Source organism: Chitinophaga sp. (assembly GCF_039596455.1).
Classification (GTDB): domain Bacteria; phylum Bacteroidota; class Bacteroidia; order Chitinophagales; family Chitinophagaceae; genus Chitinophaga.
On record NZ_JBCNJR010000014.1, the window covers coordinates 44435 to 68303 of the forward strand.

Below are 23869 nucleotides of genomic sequence, written 5' to 3' on the forward strand. Positions count from 1 at the left end.
GTTATTTGTCTTCTTTCCGCAGCCGTTCCTGCTTTTTTTCTTCTTTTTTTCTGCCGAATATTTCCCGGAACTCGTCATAATCCATTACCAGCATAAACGTGAGCCCGGTCTCCACGATCTGCCCCTGCACCACGGTTTCAGTTACGTTCCGCTGGTAAGCCCTGATGCGGTAGCGCCCGTCGCGGGTGAGGGTGTATTCTGCAGACACGTCTCCAATAATAGAGCTGGCATTCTGGTTTTGAGACTGGGAGCCGGAGATGCCGATGTTGGAGCCCACGCTCACGGTGAGGCGGTCGCTGAAGAGGCGCTTGCTCACGTCTACTTTCAGGTTGGTGCTTTCTTCGCGGCTGCCGGCGTCTGTATACTCGTTCTCGCTTTGCAGGTCAAAATTCACATCAAAGCCTTTGATGAGGCTGCCGGCCAGGTTGTTCAGCTGCTGGGAAACGATCTTGCTCACGCTTTTGCGGGCAATGTCTTCCGCGGCGCTGCCGCTCTTGCTGTCCAGCTGGTCAAAGGGGTTTTCGGAGATGAAGCGGTTCAGCACCAGCAGGCCCATCACCTGTTTGTTCAGTTCGGATTGCACCTGGTTGATCTGCTTGATGCGGGTATACACCATGCCGCCCAGGGCGCCCTGTTCCCGTTCGGGCATGTCCAGCTCAAAGGCAATTTCCGGTTTGAGCAGCTCCTTGGTGATCTTCAGGTATACCTCCACGGGCACTTTCTGGTTGAAGCGGCCACGGGTAGGGTCGCTGGAGGAGATCTGGTCTTGTAGCAGGTCTCCGGCCACTGCGTTCACATCGTACCGGGCGGTAATGTTCACGTCCGCGCTCAGGGGGTCTCCGTTCCATATAATGGTGCTGCCCTTTTCTATTTTGAACTCGCGTTTGATCAGCTGGTTGAGTGACATCTGGTATTTACCGTCGTCTATCTCGTACCGGCCGGTAAGGCTCATTTTGCTGGAGGGGTCCATGGTGAGGTTGAGGGTGGCGTTGCCTTTTACCTCCAGGAAGTCTCCATTGGTACGGTCTATCACTATTCTCATGGTAGACTCCGGCGTTACGGTAATGTCTCCGGAAAATACAATGCCTTTCAGGCGGGTGGCGGTCAGCTGAAGCGTGTCTTTGATCCGGAGGGTGGTATCCAGCCACATGGCGGGGTCAATAAATTCCACCACGCCGGCGCGGTCTGCAATGCCGGGGTCTTCTTCAGGTATCATCACCGTTACCTCGGATTTTTCGCGGAGCTTCAGGTCCATTTCCACACGCGGGAGGTCAAGCGTACCGCGGATGCGGGCGTCTACATCTACCCAGGCCGGACCGTAATAAAACTGGTCTGGGTCATTGGTGGCCTGCGGGCCCAGCGCCTGGAAGTTTTGTGCGGTCAGGTCGAGCTGGAGCTGGACGCGGTCCATGTTGCGGGTGAGTATCTGCCCGTTGATCACGGCCTCATTGCCGCTGCTGTCTGCAATAACGAACTGGTTGAAACGCATGCCGGCATCGTCCAGCGCCAGGTCTTCAGACGGCAGCTGTATAATGCTGTTGATGGCGGTTACCCGGCCTTTTACTTTTTCGAAGTGCAGATTACCCCTGATCAAAGGCTTATCTGTAGTGCCTTTTAGTGTAATGGTGCCGCTGCTTACGCCGCTCATGCCGCTAACGTTGCCAAAGGTGAAAGGCTCTGCGCTTTTCATGCTGAGGGCGGCTATATCCAGCCGGAGGTCCATTTCATCTGCATAGGTGCCCTGCAGGGTAAGGTCATTGCCATTACCCTTGATGGTGGCGTTGAGGTTTACGGCTTTCTCTGCGGTGGTTTGCGCCGTGAGATTGAGGGTGCCGATGGCGGCGCCCATAGCGGCCAAACTGTCTATTTTCAACTGCCCGTCTATCAGCGGGGTGGCATCCAGGTTGCTGACGGTGATGCTGCCGTTGCTGATGCCTTCCGCCAGGGCGGTGTCTTTTTCAATGAGGCTGGTAATGGTGCTCAGCCGGAAATCTTTGAGCGTTACGGTAAGGTCGGGCAGGGAAGCGCCTTCGGCACGCTGCCCGGTAGTGATCTTCAGCTCCTGGCTGCCTTTCTGCAGGCCAATGTCTGCAAAGGCCACGCCGCCGCCCTGTATCACCATATTATTATCTCCGCTTACGTTCCATGGCTGCCGGTTGAGCAGCAGGTCTTTTTTGAGGGAGATGAGCAGGCTGTCTTGCTCCCCGAAACGCACCAGGCCGCCCAGCTTATACTTTGGCCGGTTGGTATTGCGGCCCATGAGCAGGTCCCAGTCAAGCAGGCCGCCGGTGGCAGATACATCGAGCGTGGTGCGCTGGAGGGGTATCTGGGGGTGGTAGAGGGCGCCCAGCAGTATTTTGGCGTCCATACGGGTGGTGTCAGCGGTCAGGTCTGCTTCCAGGGTGTCTACCTTGAACGAGTCGTACCGCATGGTGGGCACGGCAATGCGGGCTATGAGGAAGCTGCTGTCTGTGTCAATGCGGCCGTTGAGGGTTACCGGCCTGGGCAGGTCAATATCAGGCAGCAGGTTGCGCAGGCTTTTGGGTATGGAAAGGCTGCCGTTGAACTGTACCCACTGGCTTTCCTGGTTAACCGCGGCGGGTGGGGCCTGTGCTTCCAGGTGGCGGGTAATGAGACTGGTGGCGGCGGTAGCAAAGGTTTGGTAATTGAAATCGCCAAAGGCGCGGATGTAACCGAAGGGGCCGGTGAGGCTGATCTGCTGCAGGCTGTCTGCCGTGGTGGCTTTTAGCAGGATGCTGTCCATGGCGTACATCTCCTTGTCATCTGTGATCTGTATTTTATGAACGGCGGCAAACCCGCTGAGGCGGCGGGGGGAGAGGTTGTCTACCTCCGCGTCCAGGCAAGATTTGATGATCATGGGGCTGGTGCTGAAGTTGGTGGCCATCAGGTCCAGCTTGTCAAGGTCAGCGCGCAGCTGCAGGTCGGGGTGCAGGGTGTCCAGCTGGCCGGAAGCTTCAAAACGCGCTACGGCATTAGGGTCATTGATGCCGCCTTTTACGGCGTAGGCGCCTTTCTGCAGGCTGCCGTCTATTTTCACGCCCTGGTAGGTGTAACGGTTATAGGTAAAAGAGCGGATGTCTACGTTGGCCAGGGCGCTGGCGGTTTGCGGGTCTGTGCCGCTGCCTTTGGCCGTTACGCTGCCGGTAAGGCTGCCCATGGTGGTATCTCCCAGCAGGCTGCCCAGTTGCAGGCGGTCTGTTTGCAGGGCTACATCGTACCTGATCTTTTTAGTGTCCATAAAATCAGCCAGCTCGCCCTTAATGCTGGCGTTGCCCATGTCTGTGGTGAGCGCCAGGTCTGGCCGCAGCAATTGCATGCCGCCGCGCACGCTGCCGTTAAGGGCCAGGCGGTTGGGCAGTTTCACGGAGGCGGGCAGGGTATTGGGCGGCAGCCAGGATTCAATGCCCCGCCGGCTGCTCTGCAGTTTGACGTTCACCAGGTCTGCGCCCATACGGTCAGGGTCTGTTACCTGGTAGGCGGTGCCTTTCACATAGAGGTAGTTGGCGTCGTTGTCTTTGGCTTCCAATCCGGCAACGTCCAGTTTGGCCAGGCTGCCTTTCATGCTACCGTGCAGGGATACACGCTTTTTCCAGAGCGGCTGCAGGGAAGGGGTGCTGCGCATGTCCGGCACAAAAAACAAGGCTTCCTTCATGGCCAGGGCGGAAGGGCGTATGTCTGCATTTATTTCCAGCAGCGGCAACTGGTCTGCCACGGTGGCCCATGACGCAGTTTTCAGGTGTACGTCTGCATCAATATTGCTTTCCGCCGTTTGCAGCAGGAAGTTGCTCAGCTGCGCCTCCTGGTTGGTATACCGCACCTTGCCCCTGAGGGCCTTGAGCTGCAGGCCGCTTTGTTCCTGCATGGCGCCGCCCAGCAGGGTTACCAGGGTACTGTCTGCGCTATAGGTGAGGTCTTCCGCGCGCAGCGACAGCTGGCGGATGTTCATATAATTATAGTCAACCGCATTGCGGTAGGCCAGCCTTTTTTCAAGGTGGTTAGACATGGCAAAGTCTACGCCGTTCACTTCCAGCTTTTTGGCGGCCACGGTCCAGGTATTGGGCGCAGCGCTGGTATCTTCCGGGGTTTGCAGGGTATCCAGCGGTTTGGAGAAATCAAGCGCGGCGGCGGTTTTTTCCAGCAGCAGCTCGTCTGCGGCGATGAAGGTCTGCACCAGGTCAAAGCGGGCCTTGCGCAGTTGCAATTTGCCGATGCTGCCGGTGGTGCCCAGGCCGCTGGCCTCGTCTGTATAAGACCATTGCGTATTGCGGATGGCCAGCTCGCGCACGGCCAGGTCAAAGGGCACGGCGGCCGTATCAGGGGGAGCGGTATCCGGCAGGGGAGTGCGGTATTGCTGCAGAATGGTGGCCTGCAGCCCGTCCAGCTGGAAGTTCTTTATATAATAGATACCGTTTCCCGGCTGCAGGGTATCCGGCAGGGCTTCGAGCTTTTGCAGGCGAACGGTGGCCAGCATGCCGCCCAGGGAATCATTGAAATTTACGTGTATACGTTCCAGTTGCACGTTCCCGATCTGGTACTCCAGCGTAGTGCCGGATTCTTCAATGAGGGTGTCTTCCTTTGCGCCGGGGCTGCTGAAGGCGTCTATCACGAACTGGTAATTGAAGGAAGAATCTGCCGCGGGGCGGTAAATGTTGATTACGGCGTCTTCCCAGCGGAGGGAATTGATCTTGAGCTCATTGCTGAGCAGGCCCAGCAGGTTGTATTTCACGGCCAGCTCACCGGAAGAAAGCAGGGTGTCTTTACGTGTATCTCCTACGTACACGCCTTTCAGCGTCATGGAGTTCCACCAGGAAAAACGGAGGCTGGCAATGTTCACCTCCGTTTTCAATTGCTTGCGCAGGTAGGATTCGGCTTTGGAGCGCATGAAATCCTGCACCACGGGTAACTGCAGCAACAGAAGAAGGAGAACTGGCAGCAAAAGCAATGTCAGCACGCTACCTATGGTCCAGCGTAAGATTTTTTTCCGGCGGGGGGTACTCACGTATTAATTACAATTTATATCGGTAAATGGTTACAACGACTCAAATATCATACCTGCGGCAAAAATAAGGCATTAGCCTCTATCCTGTTATAAAAGAACGCGTAATCATATGGTTATAATTGTAATAACAGTGAAAAATGTATAATTTAGTCCCCGGTTATGGTACTTGTAAATACTTTAAACGGCATTACAGCGTTCTAATAATCGGTAACCTGTTAAAACCATACAACCTTGAAAAAGATCATCGGGTTTGTTTTATTCATCTCTGCCCCTTTCATCAGTACAGCACAAGATTGGCATGTGGGCCTTATAGGCGGTATCAGCAACTACAGCGGGGACCTTTCAGAAAAACGCGTTGACTTCCGTTATACCAAACCAATGGTGGGCCTGATGGTGAAAAAGGACATGAACCGCTATCTCACACTGAGAGCAGGTTTCAGCTTTGGCATGATAGCCGCGGACGATGCAACGAATGAAAGCATTGCGCTGCAGGCTAGGAACCTGAGCTTCCAGTCTAACCTCTGGGAAGGGCAGATAGGCGCTGAATGGAACATACTGGACATAGATGCCAAAGGGTTTACGCCCTACATATTCGGCGGGGTGGCCGTATTCAGTTTTTACCCCTGGGCCAGGGATACATCTGGCAACAAAGTGCCGCTGCGCCGTTTGAGCACGGAAGGGCAGGGCCTGCCGCAGTATCCTGAGCGGGGCAACCAGTACGCCCTCCACCAGGTAGCCATCCCGTTCGGTGTAGGGTTCAAATATCTTTTTACAGACCGGTGGACGGTTGGCCTGGAAATAGGCCTGCGCCCTACTTTCACAGATTACCTGGATGATGTGAGCACCGGTTATATAGACCAGAATACCTTGCTGGCGGAAAGAGGCCAGCTGGCGGTAGATATGGCGTACCGGGGAGACGAGTCCGGCAAAGGCCCGGCCGCTTACCCGCTGGATGGTGCACAACGCGGTTCCGCCAAGTATAAAGACTGGTATTCCTTTTCCGGCATTACCGTGATGTACCGCTTTGGAAGCAGCTCAGGCGGCAGGCGGAGCACCAACTTCTCCCGCTGCTTCAAAATGTAGATTATTATTTGGCATGAAGGTTGTTGATAAGAGATTATCACACCCCCAATCAAGTCCACATAGAAAAAAAGGAAAGACTGCTTTTATAAGCAGTCTTTTTTTATGATGATACCATCACCAGCTTGAAACCCTTTCCCACCAAGGCTTTAGAAGTAACAACCATATTGGCATACTTCTTGGATTTACGATAGCAAGCCCGTCCGCCAACAAAAAAAGGGGATCAACGGGCGCAGAAAAACCAATTTTTAAAACAGCAGGCTATGAAGAAGCTACTTCTGGTTACACTCCTTGTAGGAGCAACCTATGCAACGCAGGCACAGAGACGGGGCCACGACCGTTACCCGGTGCGCACGGTGTACTCGGAGCGTCATTATTATGATGACGACTACGATGACCGCCGCGGCAGGGGACATGCGCACGGCCATTACAAGCACAAGAAGTACAAGCATCGTGACTACAGAAGGGACGATTGCTACCGTGCAGAAAGAGTAGTGGTGGTACGGCCGCGCTATCCTTACCCGCCTCCGCCGCCCCCGCTCCCGGTTCCGCGCAGGCCCAGGGTATCCGGTGTAATTGTGTTTGGTAACTAACACGGCACCCGCCGTTTTAACCTAATTTATTCTTGTTGTCACAATAACTTGTACCGGGCCGCTTTTCAGCGGCCCCTTTTTTCCACTTTTTTTATCCGGATTGTTTTACTCAAAACCCCAGGGCCCCGGTTTTCCGGGGTCTTTTTTTATGTGCCTGAACCACCGTACTTTTGTGCCTTGAAAGAAAGCATGGACCTATGGCATACAAGCATCTCAGGCATTTTATAGATACGCTGGAAAAAGCGGGAGAACTGGTGCGCATCAGCACGTACGTAGACCCGAAGCTGGAAATAGCGGAAATAACGGACCGCATCAGCAAATCTCCGGACGGCGGCAAGGCGCTGCTCTTCGAAAACACCGGGTACGACTTTCCCGTGCTGATCAATTCCATGGGCAGCTACCGCCGCATGTGCATGGCGCTGGGCGTACAGGAGCTGGACGATGTGGCCCGTGAAATAGAAACATTGTTCAAAATGCTGTCCAAACCCAAGGAGAGCATCATAGATAAATTACAGATGCTGCCCAAGCTGGGGCAGTTCGCTTCCTGGATGCCGAAGGTGGTGGGCGGCAAAGGCGCCTGCCAGGAGGTGGTAATGGCCGCTCCAGACCTGGGCAAGCTGCCTGTAATGACCTGCTGGCCCAAAGACGGCGGCCCCTTCATCACCCTGCCGGTGATCCATACCAAAGACCCGCATACCGGCTCCCGCAACGTAGGCATGTACCGCATGCAGGTGTTTGAAAAAGACATGACCGGCATGCACTGGCATAAACACAAGGTATCCGCCAAACATTTTTCCGAATACAAAAAGCTCAACAAACGCATGCCCGTAGCGGTAGTGCTGGGGGGAGACCCGGTATACACCTATTCCGCCACCGCGCCGCTGCCGGAGAATGTAGACGAGTACATGCTGGCCGGCTTCCTGCGCAAAAAGAAAGTGGAGCTGGTAAAATGCATCACGCAGCCGGAGCTGGAAGTGCCGGCAGATGCTGATTTTGTGATAGAAGGATATGTGGAGCCGCATGAAGAGCTGATATGGGAAGGCCCCTTCGGTGACCATACCGGGTATTATTCCCTGGCAGACTGGTACCCCCGCTTCCATGTTACCGCCATCACCCACCGTAAAGACGCCGTATACCCCTCCACCATTGTGGGCATCCCCCCGCAGGAAGACGCCTGGATAGGCAAGGCCACGGAAAGGATCTTCCTGGCGCCTATCAAAATGACGCTGGTACCGGAAATTGTTGATATGGAAATGCCGGTGGAAGGCGTGTTCCACAACCTGGTAATTGCCCAGATAGCCAAAGACTATCCCGGCCAGGCCCAGAAGGTGATGAATGCCATGTGGGGCGCGGGGCAAATGATGTTCAATAAAATTCTGGCTGTAACGGATACGGGCACACGTATTTCAGATTACAAGGCGCTGGCGCAATATGCGTTCAGGAACCTGAACCCGGCAACAGACGTATACTTCAGCCAGGGGCCGATGGACGTGCTGGACCATTCCTGCTCTCGCATGGGTTTTGGCGGGAAGATGTGCATAGACGGCACCGCCAAGCATGAAGAAGAGAAAGACGAGCGTTTTGATGATGGCATTTTTACGCCTGCCGTAAATGAGGCCGCGCTCAAAGCCGCTTTCCCGGAAATAAAACAGGTGAACGCCTCACTGCTGCAGGCAGACATTCCCTGCATCATAGTGGCAGTGGAAAAAAGCCGCCGCAACCACGTGCGGGAGCTGCACCCGCGGCTCTGCGCGCAGCCCGGCATGGAAGGCGTGAAGATGGTGCTGTACGTAGAGCACACGGTAGACGCGGCAGACCTGCCCTCAGCGCTCTGGCGGTTCTGCAACAACCTTGATCCCAAGCGGGACAATATTCTCACAGAGATCCCCTCCAGCTGCAACCCTCATAAGGTAACCGCCTGCCTTGGCCTGGACGGTACCATCAAAACAAAGGAGCATGACGATTTTCAGCGGGACTGGCCAAACATCATTGTAGCAGATGATGCCACCATCAAAGCCGTAGATGAAAAATGGGCCCAGCTGGACCTGGGGCCGTTCCTGCCTTCTCCTTCGTTAAAATACAAGCAGCAGATATATGGGGATGGCGCTGTAGTAGCGCTGTAAACAGCTGATCTGTTTCAAGAAAGCGGCCGCGCCCCAGGTGCGGCCGCTTTTATTTTTCCGCATTTCGCAAATGAGTTTCCCGAAATCGTAAACCCTTGCGGACAGGGGCGGTTACTTTTGTAACCATCTTTATTTCACGCAATAATTGAGTTGGTCGTACATGAAAACGGCGCCTGTTAAGGCGCCGTTCCCGTTATTACTTGTGAATTTCAGAGCTGAAGTGGAACTCGATGTCCGGGTTGTTGGCCCTTTCCGTATTCAGGTACCATTCAGACTGGGCCAGGTATACCAGGTGCCCGTCTTTGTCATGCACTACGTTGGCGCCTTTGAAGCGGGTAAATTCTTCCAGCTTCTTTTTATCTCCCGTTATCCAGCAGGCCTTGTAAAAGGGCAGGGTGTTGAACTGGCAGGAAGCGCCGTATTCCTGCAGCAGGCGGTATTGAATTACTTCAAACTGCAGGTCTCCCACGCAGCCAATGATCTTACGGTTGCCGTTATGTTGTGTGAACAGCTGGGCCACTCCTTCATCTGTTAACTGGGAGATGCCTTTTTCCAGCTGTTTGGTTTTCATGGGGTCTTTGTTCACCAGCTCCTTGAACAGTTCAGGAGAGAAGCTGGGAATGCCTGTGAAATAGAACTTTTCGCCTTCCGTCAGCGTATCGCCTATTTTGAAGTTGCCGGTATCGAACAGGCCCACCACGTCTCCGGGGTAGGCATCGTCTACAATGTTCTTTTCGCGGGCCAGGAAGCTGTAAGGGTTGGCAAAACGCACATCCTTGTCCAGCCGCACGTGGCGGAAATATTTATTCCTTTCAAACTTGCCGGAGCACACGCGGAGGAACGCTATCCTGTCGCGGTGGCGAGGGTCAAGGTTGGCGTGTATCTTGAAGATGAAGCCGGAGAATTTGTCTTCCGTCACTTTGATCACGCGGGTGGTCGCTTCGCGGTCCCGCGGGGTGGGGGCAATTTCCACGAAGGTGTCCAGCAGGTCTTTCACGCCAAAGTTGTTCACGGCGCTGCCGAAGAACACAGGGGCCAGCTTGCCTTCCAGGTAAGGCTGTTTGTCGAACGCATCGTACACGCCTTCGATCAGCTCCACGTCGTTACGGAGCTGCGCGGCGTCCTGCGCATTGAATAGTTCGTCCACCTGTTCGCTGGCCAGGTCTGGCAGCGCTACAATATCTTCGTCTGTTGCTTTCCTGTTGGCGGCAAAGGATACAAAGCTTTTATCGTACAGGTTGTAAACGCCTTTGAAGTCTTTTCCCATATTGATGGGCCAGCTGAGCGGCCGCACCCTGATGTTGAGCAGTTCTTCCAGCTCGTCCAGCAGGTCAAAGGGATTTTTACCGTCACGGTCCAGCTTGTTCACAAAAATGATCACGGGCGTATCGCGCATGCGGCATACTTCCATGAGCTTTTTGGTCTGTTCTTCCACGCCTTTCACGCAGTCTATCACCAGCACCACACTGTCTACCGCCGTGAGGGTGCGGTAGGTATCTTCCGCAAAGTCTTTGTGGCCGGGGGTATCCAGCAGGTTCACCAATATATCCCTGTATTCAAAGGTCATCACGGAAGTAGCCACGGAGATACCCCTCTGGCGTTCAATTTCCATGAAGTCTGATGTAGTATGTTTCTTGATCTTGTTAGACTTTACCGCACCCGCCGTCTGGATGGCGCCGCCGAAGAGCAGGAACTTTTCGGTGAGCGTGGTTTTACCCGCATCCGGGTGCGCAATAATGGCAAAGGATTTCCTTTTATTGATCTCGTTCAGGTATTTCATCTTTTATAAATGGCTGCAAAGGTACATATTTCCTCCGAAAACCCGGGTTTACGACCTTTCTTCACAAGCATACGGATGGCATTACATTATATACTAAATTTGAAATATGCTTTCTACCCTCAAAATATTGCTGAACAGTCTCAAGATGGCCCTGCAGGAGCTGCGGGTGAACAAACTCCGCACGTTTTTGTCCCTCCTGGGCATCACCATCGGCATTTTTTGCATTATTGCCGTGCTGACAGTGACGGACAGTATGGAAAGCTCCATCCGGAACGACCTGAAATCTATGGGCACCAACGTGGTGTACCTGCAGAAATGGCCGTGGGATGGGGATGGCGAGTGGTGGAAGTATGTAAACCGGCCAGAACCCGAGTATTCCCAGATGAAGGCCATCAAGGAAAAAGTGAGCACGGCAGACGCGGTGACCTTCCTTTTTTCTTCCGGCGGCCGCAAAATAGAGTACGGGGCGGATTACATGGAGAACGTGGAGCTGCTGGCCACTACGATGGACCTTGACAAGATGCAGTCTATGGATATTGCCGCCGGCCGTTACTTCAGCCCGTCAGAGCTCACTACCGGCAGTAATGCGGTAGTGCTGGGCGCCAATATCTGGGAAGGACTGTTTTTCAGTCCGGAAGCCGCCGTGGGCAAGGTAGTGCGTTTCTCCGGCCGCAATGTAAAGGTGGTAGGCGCGCTCAAAAGGAAGGGAGAAAGCATGCTGGGCGGCGTTTTTGGGGATAATACCGTGATCATGCCTTACCTGTTTGCCCGCACCATTGTAGATGAAAGGCGCTTTGCAGACCCGTTTTACATGATCCGTGCCCGGGCAGACATCCCCCTCGGCCAGATGAAAGACGATCTCACCGGCGCCATGCGTGCCATTAACCGGCTCAAACCCACGCAAGACAACGACTTTGCCCTGAACGAGATCACTACGGTACAGGGCGAGCTGGAATCCGTTTTCAGGGTATTGAACACGGCCGGCTGGCTGATAGCCGGTTTTGCCCTGATAGTAGGCGGTTTCGGCATTGCCAATATCATGTTTGTAACCGTGAAGGAAAGAACGAACATCATCGGGCTCAAAAAAGCCATTGGCGCGCGGCCCGGCATCATACTGCTTGAATTTCTGCTGGAAGCCATCCTGCTTTGCCTTATAGGAGGGGGGCTGGGCCTCCTGCTGGTGTTCAGCGGCACGCTCATCGCCAAAAACATGTTCTCCAGCTTTACCATAGGGCTGTCTACCGGCAACATCATCCTGGGCTTTTCCATTTCCGCCATTGTGGGCATTGTAGCCGGGTTCATCCCGGCGTTTTCCGCCAGCCGCCTTGACCCGGTGGTGGCTATCAGGAGTAACTAGATACCGCTAAATGTGGTACCTTTGCGCCGCATATGCCCGTAAACATTCTAGCCATAGAGTCATCTTGTGACGAAACAAGCGCCGCCGTGATTGCGGACGGCAAGGTACTGTCTAACATCATTGCCAACCAGACCGTGCATGAACAGTACGGCGGCGTGGTACCGGAGCTGGCCTCCCGCGCGCACCAGGAGAACATTGTGCCCGTGGTAGACCTGGCCCTCCGCAAAGCCGGCATGCAGCCCGCAGACCTTAGCGCGGTGGCCTTCACCCAAAGCCCCGGCCTCATCGGTTCCCTGCTGGTAGGCAGCTGTTTTGCCAAATCTATGGCCCTGGCCCTGGATGTGCCGCTCATAGGCGTGCATCATATGCAGGCCCACGTGCTGGCCAATTTCATAGAAGATCCCAAACCTTCTTTTCCCTTTCTCTGCCTCACGGTTTCCGGCGGCCATACCCAGATAGTTCATTGCGAAAGCCCGCTGCAGATGCGGGTAATTGGTGAAACGCTGGACGACGCGGCCGGTGAAGCGTTTGACAAAAGCGCCAAACTGCTGGGACTGCCGTACCCCGGCGGCCCGCTCGTTGACAAATACGCCCAAACCGGTGACGCCGCACGGTTCAGGTTCCCTGAGCCGCAGATACCCGGCCTGAACTTCAGCTTCTCCGGGCTTAAAACCGCCATCCTTTATTTTTTGCAGGAAAACAGGGCCAAAGACCCTGATTTTGCCGGGAAGAACATGGCAGACATCTGCGCCTCCATCCAGCACCGCATCATCACCATATTGATGAACAAACTGGTGAAAGCCGCTGCCGAAACAGGCGTAACCGAAATAGGCATTGCCGGCGGCGTAAGCGCCAACTCCGGCCTGCGCAAGGCGCTGGCGGAATATGGCGAGAAATACGGCTGGAAAACGTACATCCCGAAATTCGAATATTGCACAGACAATGCCGGCATGATAGCCATGGCCGCTCATTACAAATACCTGGCGGGCGAGTTTACCGGCATGGACGCAGTGCCAAGCGCCAGGGCGGTGTTTTAGGCGGCCTTAACAGGCATTCCACATGCTCAGGAGCTGGCTGAAGAAGCTCACCAGCATGCGGAATTCAGTGTTAACTAAAGCGGCATTTTGTTTATGGGCAACTCCTTCTTCCAATTCAAACAATTCACCGTGCAACAGGCCGGGAGCGCCATGAAGGTCTGCACAGACGCCTGCATACAGGGCGCCTTCACCGCCGCGTACCTCCAAACCCGCCTGCCAGGCGTTCAACGGGTGCTGGACATTGGCGCCGGCACCGGTTTGCTGGCCCTCATGCTGGCCCAGCGCGGCAGCTACGCCATAGACGCCGTAGAGCTGGACGCCGCCGCCGCCCGGCAAGCGCAGGAAAATTTTGCTGCTTCCCCATGGCCGCATCAACTGCAGGTATTCCACACAGATATAAAATACTTCCGCCCGGAAGCCGCTTATTCCTTCATCATCACCAACCCGCCCTTTTTCGAGAATAACCTGCAAGGGCCGCAGCAGCGGCGTACAGCTGCCATGCACACCGTGTCTCTCGGGCATGCAGAACTGTTGGCAGCCATACAGCAATTGCTGGCGCCCGGAGGTTCATTTTCCGTACTGTTGCCGGCGGGGGAGTTTGAGCGCTTCCGGCGGATGGGTGAGGCCGCGGGTTTTACCTTGCGGGAGCTGCTGGAAATACAGCAAACACCCGCGCATGCGCCATTCCGCTGTGTGGGCATCTTTGGGCCGGCGGGAGACTTGCATACCGGCCGGCTCGTCATTCACAATGAACAACGGCAATACACGCCGCCGTTCGTTACGCTGCTTAAGGATTACTACCTGTACCTGTAGCATAGGCCTGCAGGTGGGCGTATCTTTTGGTGAGGCTGCCGTTGCGGGTAATGGTGGCCTTTTCTATCATCTCGCTGCTGTCCTGCATCAGCTCGTCAAACACATATTTCATCAGGTGGTCACCAAAGAACTGGGAGGCATCACGCGGCAGCTCGTTAGGCAGGTTGCCTACGCACATCATGGTAACGGCGTCTTCGTGGTAAGGGTCTGTTTTTTCGCGTGTGTAGCGGTTTACGCCGTAGGAGGGAGATGTTATGGTGCCGTCTCCGAGGTTGCAGGGAATGGAGCCGTTCTTGTCGTCCGTTACATCGGCAATTACCTTGATGCGGAAGTTGTCTTTGGCCAGGTCTTCCCATTCAAAAAGCCGTTCAATGTTTTTGTCCCAGTAAATGCCGTTCACCAGTATATCGCTGCAGGTCACATAAGGCAGAAACTTGCAGTCGTACGCCCCCGGGTTGGCATGAAAATCTTCCCGGCTGTAGGTTTTATCCGTTTTACGGAGGTACAGCTCGCCCGCTTTCAGCTGGGTATATACCGGGTACGCGTAGTTGTTGATGAGGTATTCTTCCGGCGGAATGTACTTGATGCCCAGCAGCCCCATCACCTCCAGGATGCCCGCCGTTACCCGGCCGGAGCCTGTGGCCACAATTTTCAGCGGCGGCAGCTTTACGCCGAAATAATGTGTGATCAGCTCCTGGAAATCGTGACACTCGTGTACCCGCTTGAAGTTGAACAAGCCCGTGCGGCGCCCGTATTCCAGCAGCCCGTTATGCGCGCCCACCACGCCCGCAAAAAAGCCGAAGCCCAGAATGCGCTGCCCGTCTTCATGCACTAGGCATTCATAATCTATGAGGGTGATGTTTTTTTCCAGTATGGCGTGGAGCATGGCCTGGTTTTGCGGCTGCTGCTTTTTGGTATGGGAGAAGAAAAGGTAGGTTTTGCCCGGCAGCAGCTTTTCTACCGGCACCTCTTTAATGCCCAGCAGAATGTTGCAATGGGAGAGGTTTTCAGACAGCTTGATGCCAACGGCCGCGTACTCTTCGTCTTTAAAGCAGCGGTGGGGCGAAGGCTGTACGGTAATGCTGACATGAGGGTAGTGTGTCATGATCCACTGGCATTGCAGGGGCGTAAAGGCCACCCGGTTGTCTTGCGGAACTTTCTCTTCCCTTATAAGCCCGATATGAAGGTATTGGTCTGCCATGAGATTGTTTAGGGTATTGTAAACAAATGCATGCAACATTACTGTAAATTTGCATTTTAGCAAAATCAGGATAGTGGCCATGAACTACTTTGAATTGTTTGATATACCGGTATCTGTGGAAGTGCAGGAAGGCCTTTTGCAGCAGCGCTACCTGGGCCTGCCCGGCACGGAAGAGAACAGGGCGGCTTATGAAACGCTGGCTGACCCCCAGAAGCTGCTGGCGTATGTGTTGGAATTAAAAGGCGTATTGCGGCCGGGGGAGAAGATGCAGCTGCCTCATATGTTCATGATGGAGATGATGCCGCTCAGCGAGCGATTGTTTGCCCTGGAGGCGGCGCCCGAAGGGGAGGTGCGGAAGTTCAGGCAGCAGATGGAAAGAATGCAGGCCCGGCTTTGGGCGGAGGTGCAGCCTATAGGGGAGCTGACGCCCGCCAAGCTGGAGGAGCTGAAAGAGCTGCATTTCAAGCAAAAATATTTGTTGCGGATTATGGAGAGATTATCTACATTTGCATCCCGCGATCAGGTTTTATGATCGTGATTGCCCAGATGGCGGAACTGGTAGACGCGCTAGACTCAAAATCTTGTTTCGGCAACGGAGTGCAGGTTCGATTCCTGTTCTGGGCACAGAACCCACCAATAGGTTACAAAGGTTGCCGTAAGGCAGCCTTTTTCTTTTCCTGAAATTTGCCGGTAAAAAATTCAATCGACCAATTATTCAGCCAGGGCCCCAAATTTGTAATTGACTTTACATGATTAAAACAATACTTTTGGTGTAAAGCCTGTATCTATGGTTACGTACCAAGCAGACCCCTATGCATTTCACGTATTTTACATCGTGTTTTTCAATGTTTTCCTTGAAAGGGAAGTGCTGCAAGGCGATCCGGAAGCTGGTTCCTTAAAGTCCCCGAAAAACTGGGCAATAAAGGGTAACGACAAAAAATACCGGGCGCTCGGCATATTTGGCGGGCAGATTAACAACCCGCACTATTTTTACAAGATCAAAAGCGAATCGAAAATTACTGGGGAGGACGTCCCTGTCAATGCGGAAGCAATTGGAAAGGCGCTTATTTATTTGGGCTACCGGCTGAAGACCGACCAAACTGATAAGGGAAAAAACATCTATTCGAAACGGACGGCCCACGACCGCTTTATGCTGTTTGTAGATGATTATAGAAATATCATTGAACGCATCAGGAACGCTGAAGATGCCATTCAGAAGGACAGGATCACCAAAAAATATGTTTCATTCATCCTTAAGAAGAATGAGCCGCAGATTGTTGCAGCCCACAAACCAACTGCCCGCTTTTTACATTTGAATGGTAAATACCGGGGTGTTCATATACAAGGTAGTTTCGAGCCGGAAGATACAGAGCTTGAATTATTCACAGGCGATCATAACAATATTACCGGCGTATTGACAATGCATTATAAGGCTGACGGGAAAAATCCAGCTGGCTCCGTGGCACTCCACGTGTCCGGAAAATATTTCTCCGAAGAGCATGTTGCACTGATCTATTGGAACCCGGATGCTTCTGTTGTCCAAAATGGGGTCATCCGGCTGACCCAGTCCGGTAACAAACGGGAGTTAAATGGACATTTCTGGGGATATTATGACCCCGTACCTGAAAGCCGCGGCATATGTGAGGGCACACTTTTCTATTCAAAAGTTGAATAGCCAACCCGGCTTCATCTCAATTCTCAAAATTCTTCTTTTGGGGAATTTTCAGGGATTTTTTGCCTGAAAATTCTTTTTTATTGCTTTTTGCTGAAAGCTTCCTTCTTTTATGCCCTAAAACCGCTTCCCTTCCTATTTACATAGGGGCAGGCGAAATGTTTACACAAGCATTCACACACTTATGAAATATTTTATTATCCCCATTTTATGAGAGTACAATACCTGGTTTTATTAGCATTCGTGGTAGCATGTTCAAAGGGAACAGACAAGCCCTCCAGTGAAAACGAAGCTCCCGAAAAGGAGATCGAAACCTTTCATGTTGTTCATATGACATCATACAACCTTGCCAGGGGCTTTGATACTACAGATAATTATATCAATGAATTTTACTTTTTAAGGAAGGAACGGAATGCTGAGGGCTATCTCGAAAGCAAGAATTTAGGTGGTTATATAGGTTCAAGGAGTGAAGAGAGTAAGTACCTTATCCGATATACAGGGGGGCAACCGTTATTTCATCTTGATAATGTGATAGGCCGGGGCGGGGAGGGTATAGACTTCAGGATCAACCCGGACCTTAAAGGGAAAACAATTTTTGAGGTGTATGATAAAAGCACCGGGCAAATTGCAAAAAAATTTGTTGCTTCAAAGGACAGTGCCTCCATTGAGATGTCCTTCAGTATATGGGATAACTTTTATGTACCCGACAAGCAGATTGGTGAGGCTTTCTTGTATTACATACAGAAGAAACAGACTGACGCCATTGTTTACCGAAAAAGGTAATTTCGATGATAGACCGGCTCCTGAAAGCAGCCTCCGTCAATCTATTTTCTTTCATCTTCCTCAACTTTCCGCAGGGACACTGCATTCATACAATAACGAAGACCGCTGGGCGGCGGGCCGTCTTGAAAAACGTGGCCCAGGTGGGCGTCACAGGTATTACACAGCGCCTCGATACGCTGCATGCCAAACGCGCTGTCTGTATGGTAAGCAACTGCATTTTCCTTTACCGGTTGCGTGAATGACGGCCATCCCGTTCCGCTCTCATACTTGGTCTCGGCATCAAAAAGCTCCGTACCACAACAAATGCAGGCATATTTTCCTGGTTCAAAATAAGAGCATAGCTCAGAACTGAATGCACGCTCCGTACCTTTCAGCCGGGTAATATTGAACTGCTCCGGTGTCAGGATCGCCCTCCATTCTTCCTGCGTTTTTTCCACTCTTTTATCAGGAGCGGGATTGCCATTATTGGCAAATTTTAGCACATCAAGCCATTTTAGCATCGTGTAAGTATTAAAGTTTAAGAATAGACCCGACTGTAACCCCTTGTTGTTAATTCTATGTGTTATCCTTTGAAATATACCAAATGTAAAATAAAATCAGAAAAGGAAGCACTATCAACAGGCGCAGAAACATAGGCAATACATCTACCCTTCAACACGCTGTTGCCACTTTCAATTCAACCAGCCGGGTCAACGGAAAGACGATTGTCCGTGTGCTTCCTTAAATGTCCGGACAGCGGGGAGTTATTCCTGAACAAAACTGAACACCCTTCCCCCCTAAATGAACAAAATGAACAGCGGTGCATCATTTAATTTTAAAACATCCCAAAGGGAGTCCCGCCTTTCCGGTTATCCTGTAACGCAACCCGAAAGAAACGGCCTGTACATCCGCTGTTTATTCCTGCCTGAAAGAAACCTCGTATCGTCATGTGAATGCCCTTGCACAGGTCCGGATACCGCTTTATCCCGCGGATCATCCCGCAACTTCATTCCATGGGAACATCATCCTGTCAGGCTTTTTTTAACCAAATCCTATAAAAAATGGAACAACTGAAAACCAAAAACTACGGTTGCACAGAGCTGAATGCAACTGAAGCCAAAGACATCAATGGCGGCGCACTTCCAGAAGTGCCGGGCCTTCCTGACCTGGGCGGCCTGCTGAACGGCATTCCCGTTGTAGGGGGGCTGTTGAGTGGTTTACTGGGCACGGTTACCAATCTCCTGGGTGGCCTGCTTCCGCGCCTGTAATTTATAGGGGGGAAGGGGCGCATCTGTAATGGGTGCGCCCTTTGTTATTTACCGGGAGTCCCGTTTCTATTCCAGCCCGCCCCAGCAGATAGCATGAAGCATTTACTGGTTTTTCGCTGACCGGCCCGGGTACCCGGGCCGGTGTAGTGCTCGAAATACTGCTGACGGCCATCAAGGCTGGGGGGCGGCAACGGCGCTGATCTCATCGAACAGGCGCATGGCCAGCAGCCCGTTCCCCACCGCTCCGCCGGCCCGCAGGGCGGCTGCAATGAATACCGTTTCTGCAATTTCTTCTTTTGTGGCGCCTTCTCGAACAGCGTTCTGCATGTGCGATTCAATGCAGTAAGCGCATTGGGTGGTCAGCGCTACGGCAATTGACATCAGCTCCCGGTATTTGGCGGGTATGGCGCCGTCTTTCCGCTCTGCGGTGTGTTTCAGGTTCATAAATGCGGCAGATTCCTGCCTGGCGGCATTCAGCAGGGTTTCCGTATACCTGCGGTCTTTGGGGGTCTGGTATTCGTTCATGAAGCATGGATTTTCAAAATGAGTGATTTCCGGAGCACAACTTTCCCGTCTCTTACGGCTTCAAATACCGGAGCGCAACATGCCCCGATTCAAACACCTTGGACTCAACAAGGTCCAATTTCAGCATCTCCCGCAGGTTGCTGCCATCCAGCAGCCGCCTTCCTTCACCCGCCAACATGGGGTGGATAACAACAACAAATTCATCCACCAGTCCCAGCTCTATCAATTGGGAAGGAAGGTCAACCCCGCCGGTCATGATCTTTTTGCCCTCTTCCTGCTTCAGTTTTAGTATTTCCTCGCGGAGGCCCGCACTGGCAAGCCTGGTGTTTCTGTCTTCAACGCTGTTCAGCGTCCGGGAGAAAACAAGCTTGCCGATGGCATCAAACTTTTGGGCAAAATCGTTCATGGCCTTTGTTTGGCCGGATTTGTTGCTGGCCATATCGGGCCAGAAAGGCACCATCAGCTCGTAGGTTTTACGGCCATAGACAACCAGGTCAACTTCCTGCATGAGGTTGGTGAAATATTCATGTACCTCTTCATTAGGATAGCCTTTGGTATGGTCACAACAGCCATCCAGGGTAACATTGATGCCGAAGATCAGGTTTCGCATTTGATTGTTTTTTTAACTGCATTATCAACCGGCAATGAATATACAAAAAAAAGCCTGTCCAAAGCGGGCAGGCCAGGATGGTATATTGGTGCGGCAAAAACAGGCGGGCGAGATTAATTTAACATGAAGATGAATAAACGATTAATTTTTTCTACTTTCGCGGCCTGTAAGCGTTCTCCATTGCGTTCTGCTCCAAACGAACCACCTACACCTCCATAAAAGCAGGTGTAAATATCCAGTTTAGTAATGAATGTAAGGCCGCCGCTATACCTGTGCTTTGTGCTATTGGCTATCCCTGCTATTTTGCTGTTCTGCAAGTCCGGGTACGGAGCTGTGGCGCCAGAGCAAGGCGTAGTACATCTTGCCCCCCGGCTGGAAGTGTGGGAAGACAGCAGCGGCAAGGCAAACGCGGCTGCCGTTCTCGCCAAACTGCCTTATTTCCGCCCTTTGCATGATTTCCCGCTGCAGAACAAAACCGGCGTGTACTGGCTCACGGCTCCCTTCCCGGCGTTGACGGGGCCCGTAGCAACCAGCGTAATATCTTTCACTAACCTCACGTACGTAGATATCTATATTTTCAAGGCAGGCCGGTGCGTGCTGCATAAAAAGGCCGGCGCCTTCCGCAAACAGAGCGAGCTGGCCAGGGGAGACGGCCGTTTCTGGTTTTCCCTGCCCTCCGGCTTGCGGGCAGACAGCTGTACCTTGCTGCTGAGAGTGGAGCACACCAAACACTACGTGCCCCGCTTTGATTTTGTGGCCCGGGACGGCTACGACTTTTTCCGGCAGCAGCAAAAAGATGAAGCCATAGAGCTGCGCCTGCAGGGCGTTATGTGGATCTTTGTGCTCTATACCCTGCTATGCTGGTTTGCCACCCGCAACAGCACCTACGGCTGGCTGCTGCTCACTATTGTGGCCGTTACCTTCTACAACCTGTGCCCCAGCGGGTACTTCATAGCCTGGTTTTTCCCCGAAGCGCCCGCCATAGGCTGGTTGTTCAACATCCACTTCGTACACCTGGGAATGATAGGCCTGTATATGCTGACGATCAATTTCTGGCAGATACGCGCGCAGGCGCCCCGCCTATACCGCGCCAGCATGATAGCTGTGGCCTCCATCGTGCTGTTTTCCGCCATCAGCTTTTGCATCAATTTCTTTACCGGCAACTTTGCGTTCATGAATTTCCTGAACCTGGGTACGTACATGGCGCATATTGCCTTCTCCGCCGTGGTGATCACCCGGTTCTGGCGCCGGCTTGACCCCACGCAGAAGTACCTGGCGTATGGCATTCTCATGTTCGTAGCTTCCTGCATATTGGTGGCGGTACGCATCATTGTGCTGAGGGAGCAGGCCTTTGTGAACATCACGTACATGTCCAGCATCATGATCATCAGCATCTTTATCATGCTTTTTGCCGGCCTTGCCAAAAGCCAGCAAAGAACGGAAAGGGAAAGGCAGCTGGCGCTGGAAAAGCTGAACAGGCTGCAGGAACACCAGAACACGCTCCTGGAGGAAACCGTCAAGCAGCAAACGAAAGAGCTGAACAGCAACAACGTGCGGCTCACCCTGCAAAACAGGGCCCTGGCGGAGCGGAACGACAAGATCGCCATCCTCATCAACGAGCTGAACCACCGCGTGAAGAACAACCTCCAGCTATTATACAGTCTTATCAGCCTGCAGCTGCCCGGTATCAAAGACAGGGCCTCCCGTGATGTGCTCACCAGCAATATTAACCGCATCAAGGCCATGATGCTGGTGAACAGGCGGTTTTTCCACCTGGAAGAGCTGCAGCTGGTGAACCTGGAGGAGCTTACAAAAGAGCTGGCCGCCAATATCAAACAGATCTACAGCACGCGGCGGCCGGTGCTGATCAGAACGGATTTTGACGAAGGCATACAGCTGAGCAGCCGGAAAGCACTGTATTTTTCGCTCGTTGTTTCAGAGCTGCTGACCAATTCCTTTAAGTATGCCTTTGGCCATGTAGCCACCGGGCTGATCCATATTTCCGCCACCAGGAGAGGCAATGTGATCATCTGCCGGTATGCGGACAACGGCAAGGGCCCCCAGCAGCCGCGCACCGGCAGCTCTTCCATCGGCCTTTCCCTGGTAAAAGACCTGGTACGGCAAATGAACGGGCAGCTGTCTGAATCTGCCGCTCCCGGCCTTGTATATGAATTGACTTTCCCTATAGACCTGTAAAAAAACGAATGTATGATGACGCGCGTGCTGATCGTAGAAGACGAAATTATTATTGCCCGGTTCATAGAACAACAGCTGAAGGCCCATTTCAACTGCGAAACGGCCATCGCCATATCTTCCGCGGAAGCGCTGGACGTAATGCCGAAGCTGCTGCCCCACCTGCTGCTTTGCGATATTAACCTGGAAGAATCCCGCAGCGGCATACAGCTGGTGCAGGAATTGCAGAAGCTGTACAGCTTTGAGGTGATCTATATATCGTCTTACAACGACAAGAACATAATAGAAGAAGCCATCCGCTCCGATGCTTCCAACTACATTATCAAACCCGTAGATGAGATGCAATTGTTTGCCGGGGTGCGGCTCATCATGGAAAAGCTGGCCCGGAAGAACAGCCCCGAAACGCCCGCCGCGGCGCAGCTGAACCCCGCGGAGCAAAGAATAGTGCAGCTGATCAGCCAGCGCAAATCAACCAAGGAAATTGCGGAGATTATGTTCCTGAGCCCTTATACGGTAAAAAACCAGCGGCACAAGATATGCCGGAAGCTGGGCCTGAAAGACGAGAACAACGCCTTGCTGAAGTGGGCGCTGGAGAACGGGGATAAATCCATGTAAAACAAAAAACGGGAACATATCAATAGTATCTGCCCTTTGATGCAAAGCGCAAATTCTCTGAAGATATATTCCCGTTTTTTTTATAGCTGCTTACAAACCAACCTCAAGGCCAAAGCGCAGGGTGTTGGAGAGCGGGTTGCGGCTCAGATCGCTGCCTGCCGGGACCGCATAGGAAACATTGATGCGGGCCACGCTGTAGGCAAACCCGGCGCCCAGGGTAAAATACCGCCTGTTGGCTTCCTTCCTGGCATCGTAGAAATACCCCGCGCGCAGGAATACCATGTGCTGGTAATCATACTCCAGGCCCAGGGAGCCCGTGTAAGCGTTGTTGCCCATCGCTCTCAGCCAGCCGCCGGTAACGCTGCGGCTGCGGTATTGGGCAAGACTGGCGGAGTCTGCCGCAGGAGCGGAGGGCACCAGCAGTTTGTTGACGTCCAGCCCGAAGGTGAAGGCATGCTGTTCACTGAGCACCTTGGTATAACTGGCGCCTATGCCCAGGTTGGCGGGAATGTACTCTTTTTGAGACGCCTGGTCTGTATAGGCTATTTTGCCGCCCAGGTTGCTTAAAGCTGCGCCAAAGTTCCAGCCTTCTCCTGCTTCGTTCCTGCCGTTGTAAAACAGGGAGAGGTCTCCCGCAACGGTAGAGCCCGCTTTGTAATTCACGCCGGCACCGTCTGCCCCGGAAGCCAGGTTGGAATAAATAAAACGGAAAGCCACGCCGATAGACAATTTACGGCCAAGCTGGCGGGTGTAGCCCACTTCGGCCGCCCACTCGTTCGGATTGCTGTAGCCCAGCCGTTTGCCGTCAATATCCGTCAGCTCAATGCTGCCCAGGTCAAAATAGCGGATGCCCGCGGTGATGGCCTCCGTACTGTCCAGCTTGTAGTACCCCGATGCGCTCAGCAGGTACATGCCGTCTACGCCGTAGCCTTTCATCCAGGGCGTGTAGGTAACAGATGCGCCCTTGGGATGACTGAGGAAGGCCGCTTTTGCCTGGTTGTAGAAAATCGAATTGGCGTCAGGAGAGGTGGCAATGCCGGTTTCACCCATGCCGCCGGCCCTTGCGTCCGGAGAAATACGGAGAAACGGTACGGCGTTGGTCACAATATCTATGGAACTTACGTTCTGCGTCATTCCTTTTAAAGGTGCTCCCAGCATCAGCGCTGCGAAGGCCAGTTTTTTAGAGAGGGAATATTTCATATCACCTGGTTATGATCTGT

The 23869-nt window shown here is 53.1% G+C and carries 19 protein-coding genes and 1 tRNA gene; 13 read left to right on the plus strand and 7 right to left on the minus strand.

The window, feature by feature from the left end:
• Nucleotide 1: 1 nt before the first annotated feature.
• Entirely contained in the window at nt 2-4933 is a 4932-nt protein-coding gene (locus ABDW36_RS25345; protein WP_343704743.1) for a translocation/assembly module TamB domain-containing protein, read from the minus strand.
• Between the two features lie 318 nt (nt 4934-5251).
• On the opposite strand from ABDW36_RS25345, the gene ABDW36_RS25350 reads away from it, so the two are divergent.
• The 3 genes from ABDW36_RS25350 (at nt 5252) to ABDW36_RS25360 (ending at nt 8816) form a co-directional block, all read left to right on the plus strand.
• Complete coding sequence (locus ABDW36_RS25350) at nt 5252-6103, plus strand: DUF6089 family protein (protein ID WP_343704744.1); 852 nt, start codon at nt 5252-5254, stop codon at nt 6101-6103.
• A 260-nt stretch (nt 6104-6363) separates the two neighbouring features.
• Nucleotides 6364-6693 carry a hypothetical protein gene (locus ABDW36_RS25355; RefSeq protein ID WP_343704745.1) on the plus strand — a complete coding sequence of 110 codons (330 nt, stop codon included), beginning with the start codon at nt 6364-6366 and terminating at the stop codon, nt 6691-6693.
• A gap of 197 nt (nt 6694-6890) precedes the next feature.
• Nucleotides 6891-8816 (plus strand): menaquinone biosynthesis decarboxylase, encoded by a 1926-nt coding sequence (locus tag ABDW36_RS25360; protein WP_343704746.1) that lies wholly within the window; start codon nt 6891-6893, stop codon nt 8814-8816.
• A 196-nt stretch (nt 8817-9012) separates the two neighbouring features.
• On the opposite strand, the gene ABDW36_RS25365 is transcribed toward ABDW36_RS25360, so the two are convergent.
• A complete protein-coding gene (locus ABDW36_RS25365) occupies nt 9013-10596 on the minus strand; it encodes a peptide chain release factor 3 (protein ID WP_343704747.1) in 1584 nt (527 codons plus the stop codon).
• Nucleotides 10597-10702: 106 nt separating this feature from the next.
• On the opposite strand from ABDW36_RS25365, the gene ABDW36_RS25370 reads away from it, so the two are divergent.
• The 3 genes from ABDW36_RS25370 to ABDW36_RS25380 all read left to right on the plus strand — a co-directional run bounded on the left by ABDW36_RS25370 (nt 10703) and on the right by ABDW36_RS25380 (nt 13803).
• On the plus strand, nt 10703-11953 hold the full coding sequence (locus tag ABDW36_RS25370; protein WP_343704748.1) for an ABC transporter permease: 1251 nt from the start codon (nt 10703-10705) through the stop codon (nt 11951-11953).
• A gap of 32 nt (nt 11954-11985) precedes the next feature.
• Nucleotides 11986-12990, plus strand: coding sequence for a tRNA (adenosine(37)-N6)-threonylcarbamoyltransferase complex transferase subunit TsaD (gene tsaD, locus ABDW36_RS25375; protein WP_343704749.1), 1005 nt, complete (start codon nt 11986-11988; stop codon nt 12988-12990).
• A gap of 93 nt (nt 12991-13083) precedes the next feature.
• Nucleotides 13084-13803 (plus strand): methyltransferase, encoded by a 720-nt coding sequence (locus ABDW36_RS25380; RefSeq protein ID WP_343704750.1) that lies wholly within the window; start codon nt 13084-13086, stop codon nt 13801-13803.
• Here the strand turns inward: ABDW36_RS25380 and ABDW36_RS25385 are convergent.
• Nucleotides 13778-15004 carry an NAD(P)-dependent oxidoreductase gene (locus ABDW36_RS25385; protein ID WP_343704751.1) on the minus strand — a complete coding sequence of 409 codons (1227 nt, stop codon included), beginning with the start codon at nt 15002-15004 and terminating at the stop codon, nt 13778-13780. The genes ABDW36_RS25380 and ABDW36_RS25385 overlap by 26 nt on opposite strands.
• A 49-nt stretch (nt 15005-15053) precedes the next feature.
• Between ABDW36_RS25385 and ABDW36_RS25390 the strand changes: the two genes are divergently transcribed.
• The 4 genes from ABDW36_RS25390 (at nt 15054) to ABDW36_RS25405 (ending at nt 17459) form a co-directional block, all read left to right on the plus strand.
• On the plus strand, nt 15054-15536 hold the full coding sequence (locus ABDW36_RS25390; protein WP_343704752.1) for an iron-sulfur cluster co-chaperone HscB C-terminal domain-containing protein: 483 nt from the start codon (nt 15054-15056) through the stop codon (nt 15534-15536).
• A gap of 8 nt (nt 15537-15544) precedes the next feature.
• Nucleotides 15545-15628: transfer RNA gene (locus ABDW36_RS25395), tRNA-Leu, on the plus strand.
• 163 nt (nt 15629-15791) lie between these two features.
• Complete coding sequence (locus tag ABDW36_RS25400; protein WP_343704753.1) at nt 15792-16679, plus strand: hypothetical protein; 888 nt, start codon at nt 15792-15794, stop codon at nt 16677-16679.
• A 207-nt stretch (nt 16680-16886) separates the two neighbouring features.
• Entirely contained in the window at nt 16887-17459 is a 573-nt protein-coding gene (locus ABDW36_RS25405; RefSeq protein WP_343704754.1) for a hypothetical protein, read from the plus strand.
• 41 nt (nt 17460-17500) lie between these two features.
• On the opposite strand, the gene msrB is transcribed toward ABDW36_RS25405, so the two are convergent.
• Nucleotides 17501-17959, minus strand: coding sequence for a peptide-methionine (R)-S-oxide reductase MsrB (gene msrB / locus ABDW36_RS25410; RefSeq protein ID WP_343704755.1), 459 nt, complete (start codon nt 17957-17959; stop codon nt 17501-17503).
• Between the two features lie 540 nt (nt 17960-18499).
• Between msrB and ABDW36_RS25415 the strand changes: the two genes are divergently transcribed.
• Nucleotides 18500-18706, plus strand: coding sequence for a hypothetical protein (locus tag ABDW36_RS25415; protein ID WP_343704756.1), 207 nt, complete (start codon nt 18500-18502; stop codon nt 18704-18706).
• A 171-nt stretch (nt 18707-18877) separates the two neighbouring features.
• Here ABDW36_RS25415 and ABDW36_RS25420 read toward each other — a convergent pair whose 3' ends face one another.
• On the minus strand, nt 18878-19231 hold the full coding sequence (locus ABDW36_RS25420) for a carboxymuconolactone decarboxylase family protein (protein ID WP_343704757.1): 354 nt from the start codon (nt 19229-19231) through the stop codon (nt 18878-18880).
• A 52-nt stretch (nt 19232-19283) separates the two neighbouring features.
• Complete coding sequence (locus ABDW36_RS25425) at nt 19284-19841, minus strand: dihydrofolate reductase family protein (RefSeq protein ID WP_343704758.1); 558 nt, start codon at nt 19839-19841, stop codon at nt 19284-19286.
• 246 nt (nt 19842-20087) lie between these two features.
• Here ABDW36_RS25425 and ABDW36_RS25430 point away from each other — a divergent pair, with 246 nt between their 5' ends.
• Both ABDW36_RS25430 and ABDW36_RS25435 read left to right on the plus strand, forming a co-directional pair.
• Nucleotides 20088-22037 carry a histidine kinase dimerization/phosphoacceptor domain -containing protein gene (locus ABDW36_RS25430; protein ID WP_343704759.1) on the plus strand — a complete coding sequence of 650 codons (1950 nt, stop codon included), beginning with the start codon at nt 20088-20090 and terminating at the stop codon, nt 22035-22037.
• Nucleotides 22038-22049: 12 nt separating this feature from the next.
• On the plus strand, nt 22050-22649 hold the full coding sequence (locus ABDW36_RS25435; protein WP_343704760.1) for a response regulator transcription factor: 600 nt from the start codon (nt 22050-22052) through the stop codon (nt 22647-22649).
• Nucleotides 22650-22739: 90 nt separating this feature from the next.
• Here ABDW36_RS25435 and porV read toward each other — a convergent pair whose 3' ends face one another.
• Nucleotides 22740-23849 carry a type IX secretion system outer membrane channel protein PorV gene (porV, locus tag ABDW36_RS25440; protein WP_343704761.1) on the minus strand — a complete coding sequence of 370 codons (1110 nt, stop codon included), beginning with the start codon at nt 23847-23849 and terminating at the stop codon, nt 22740-22742.
• Between the last annotated feature and the right edge of the window lie 20 nt (nt 23850-23869).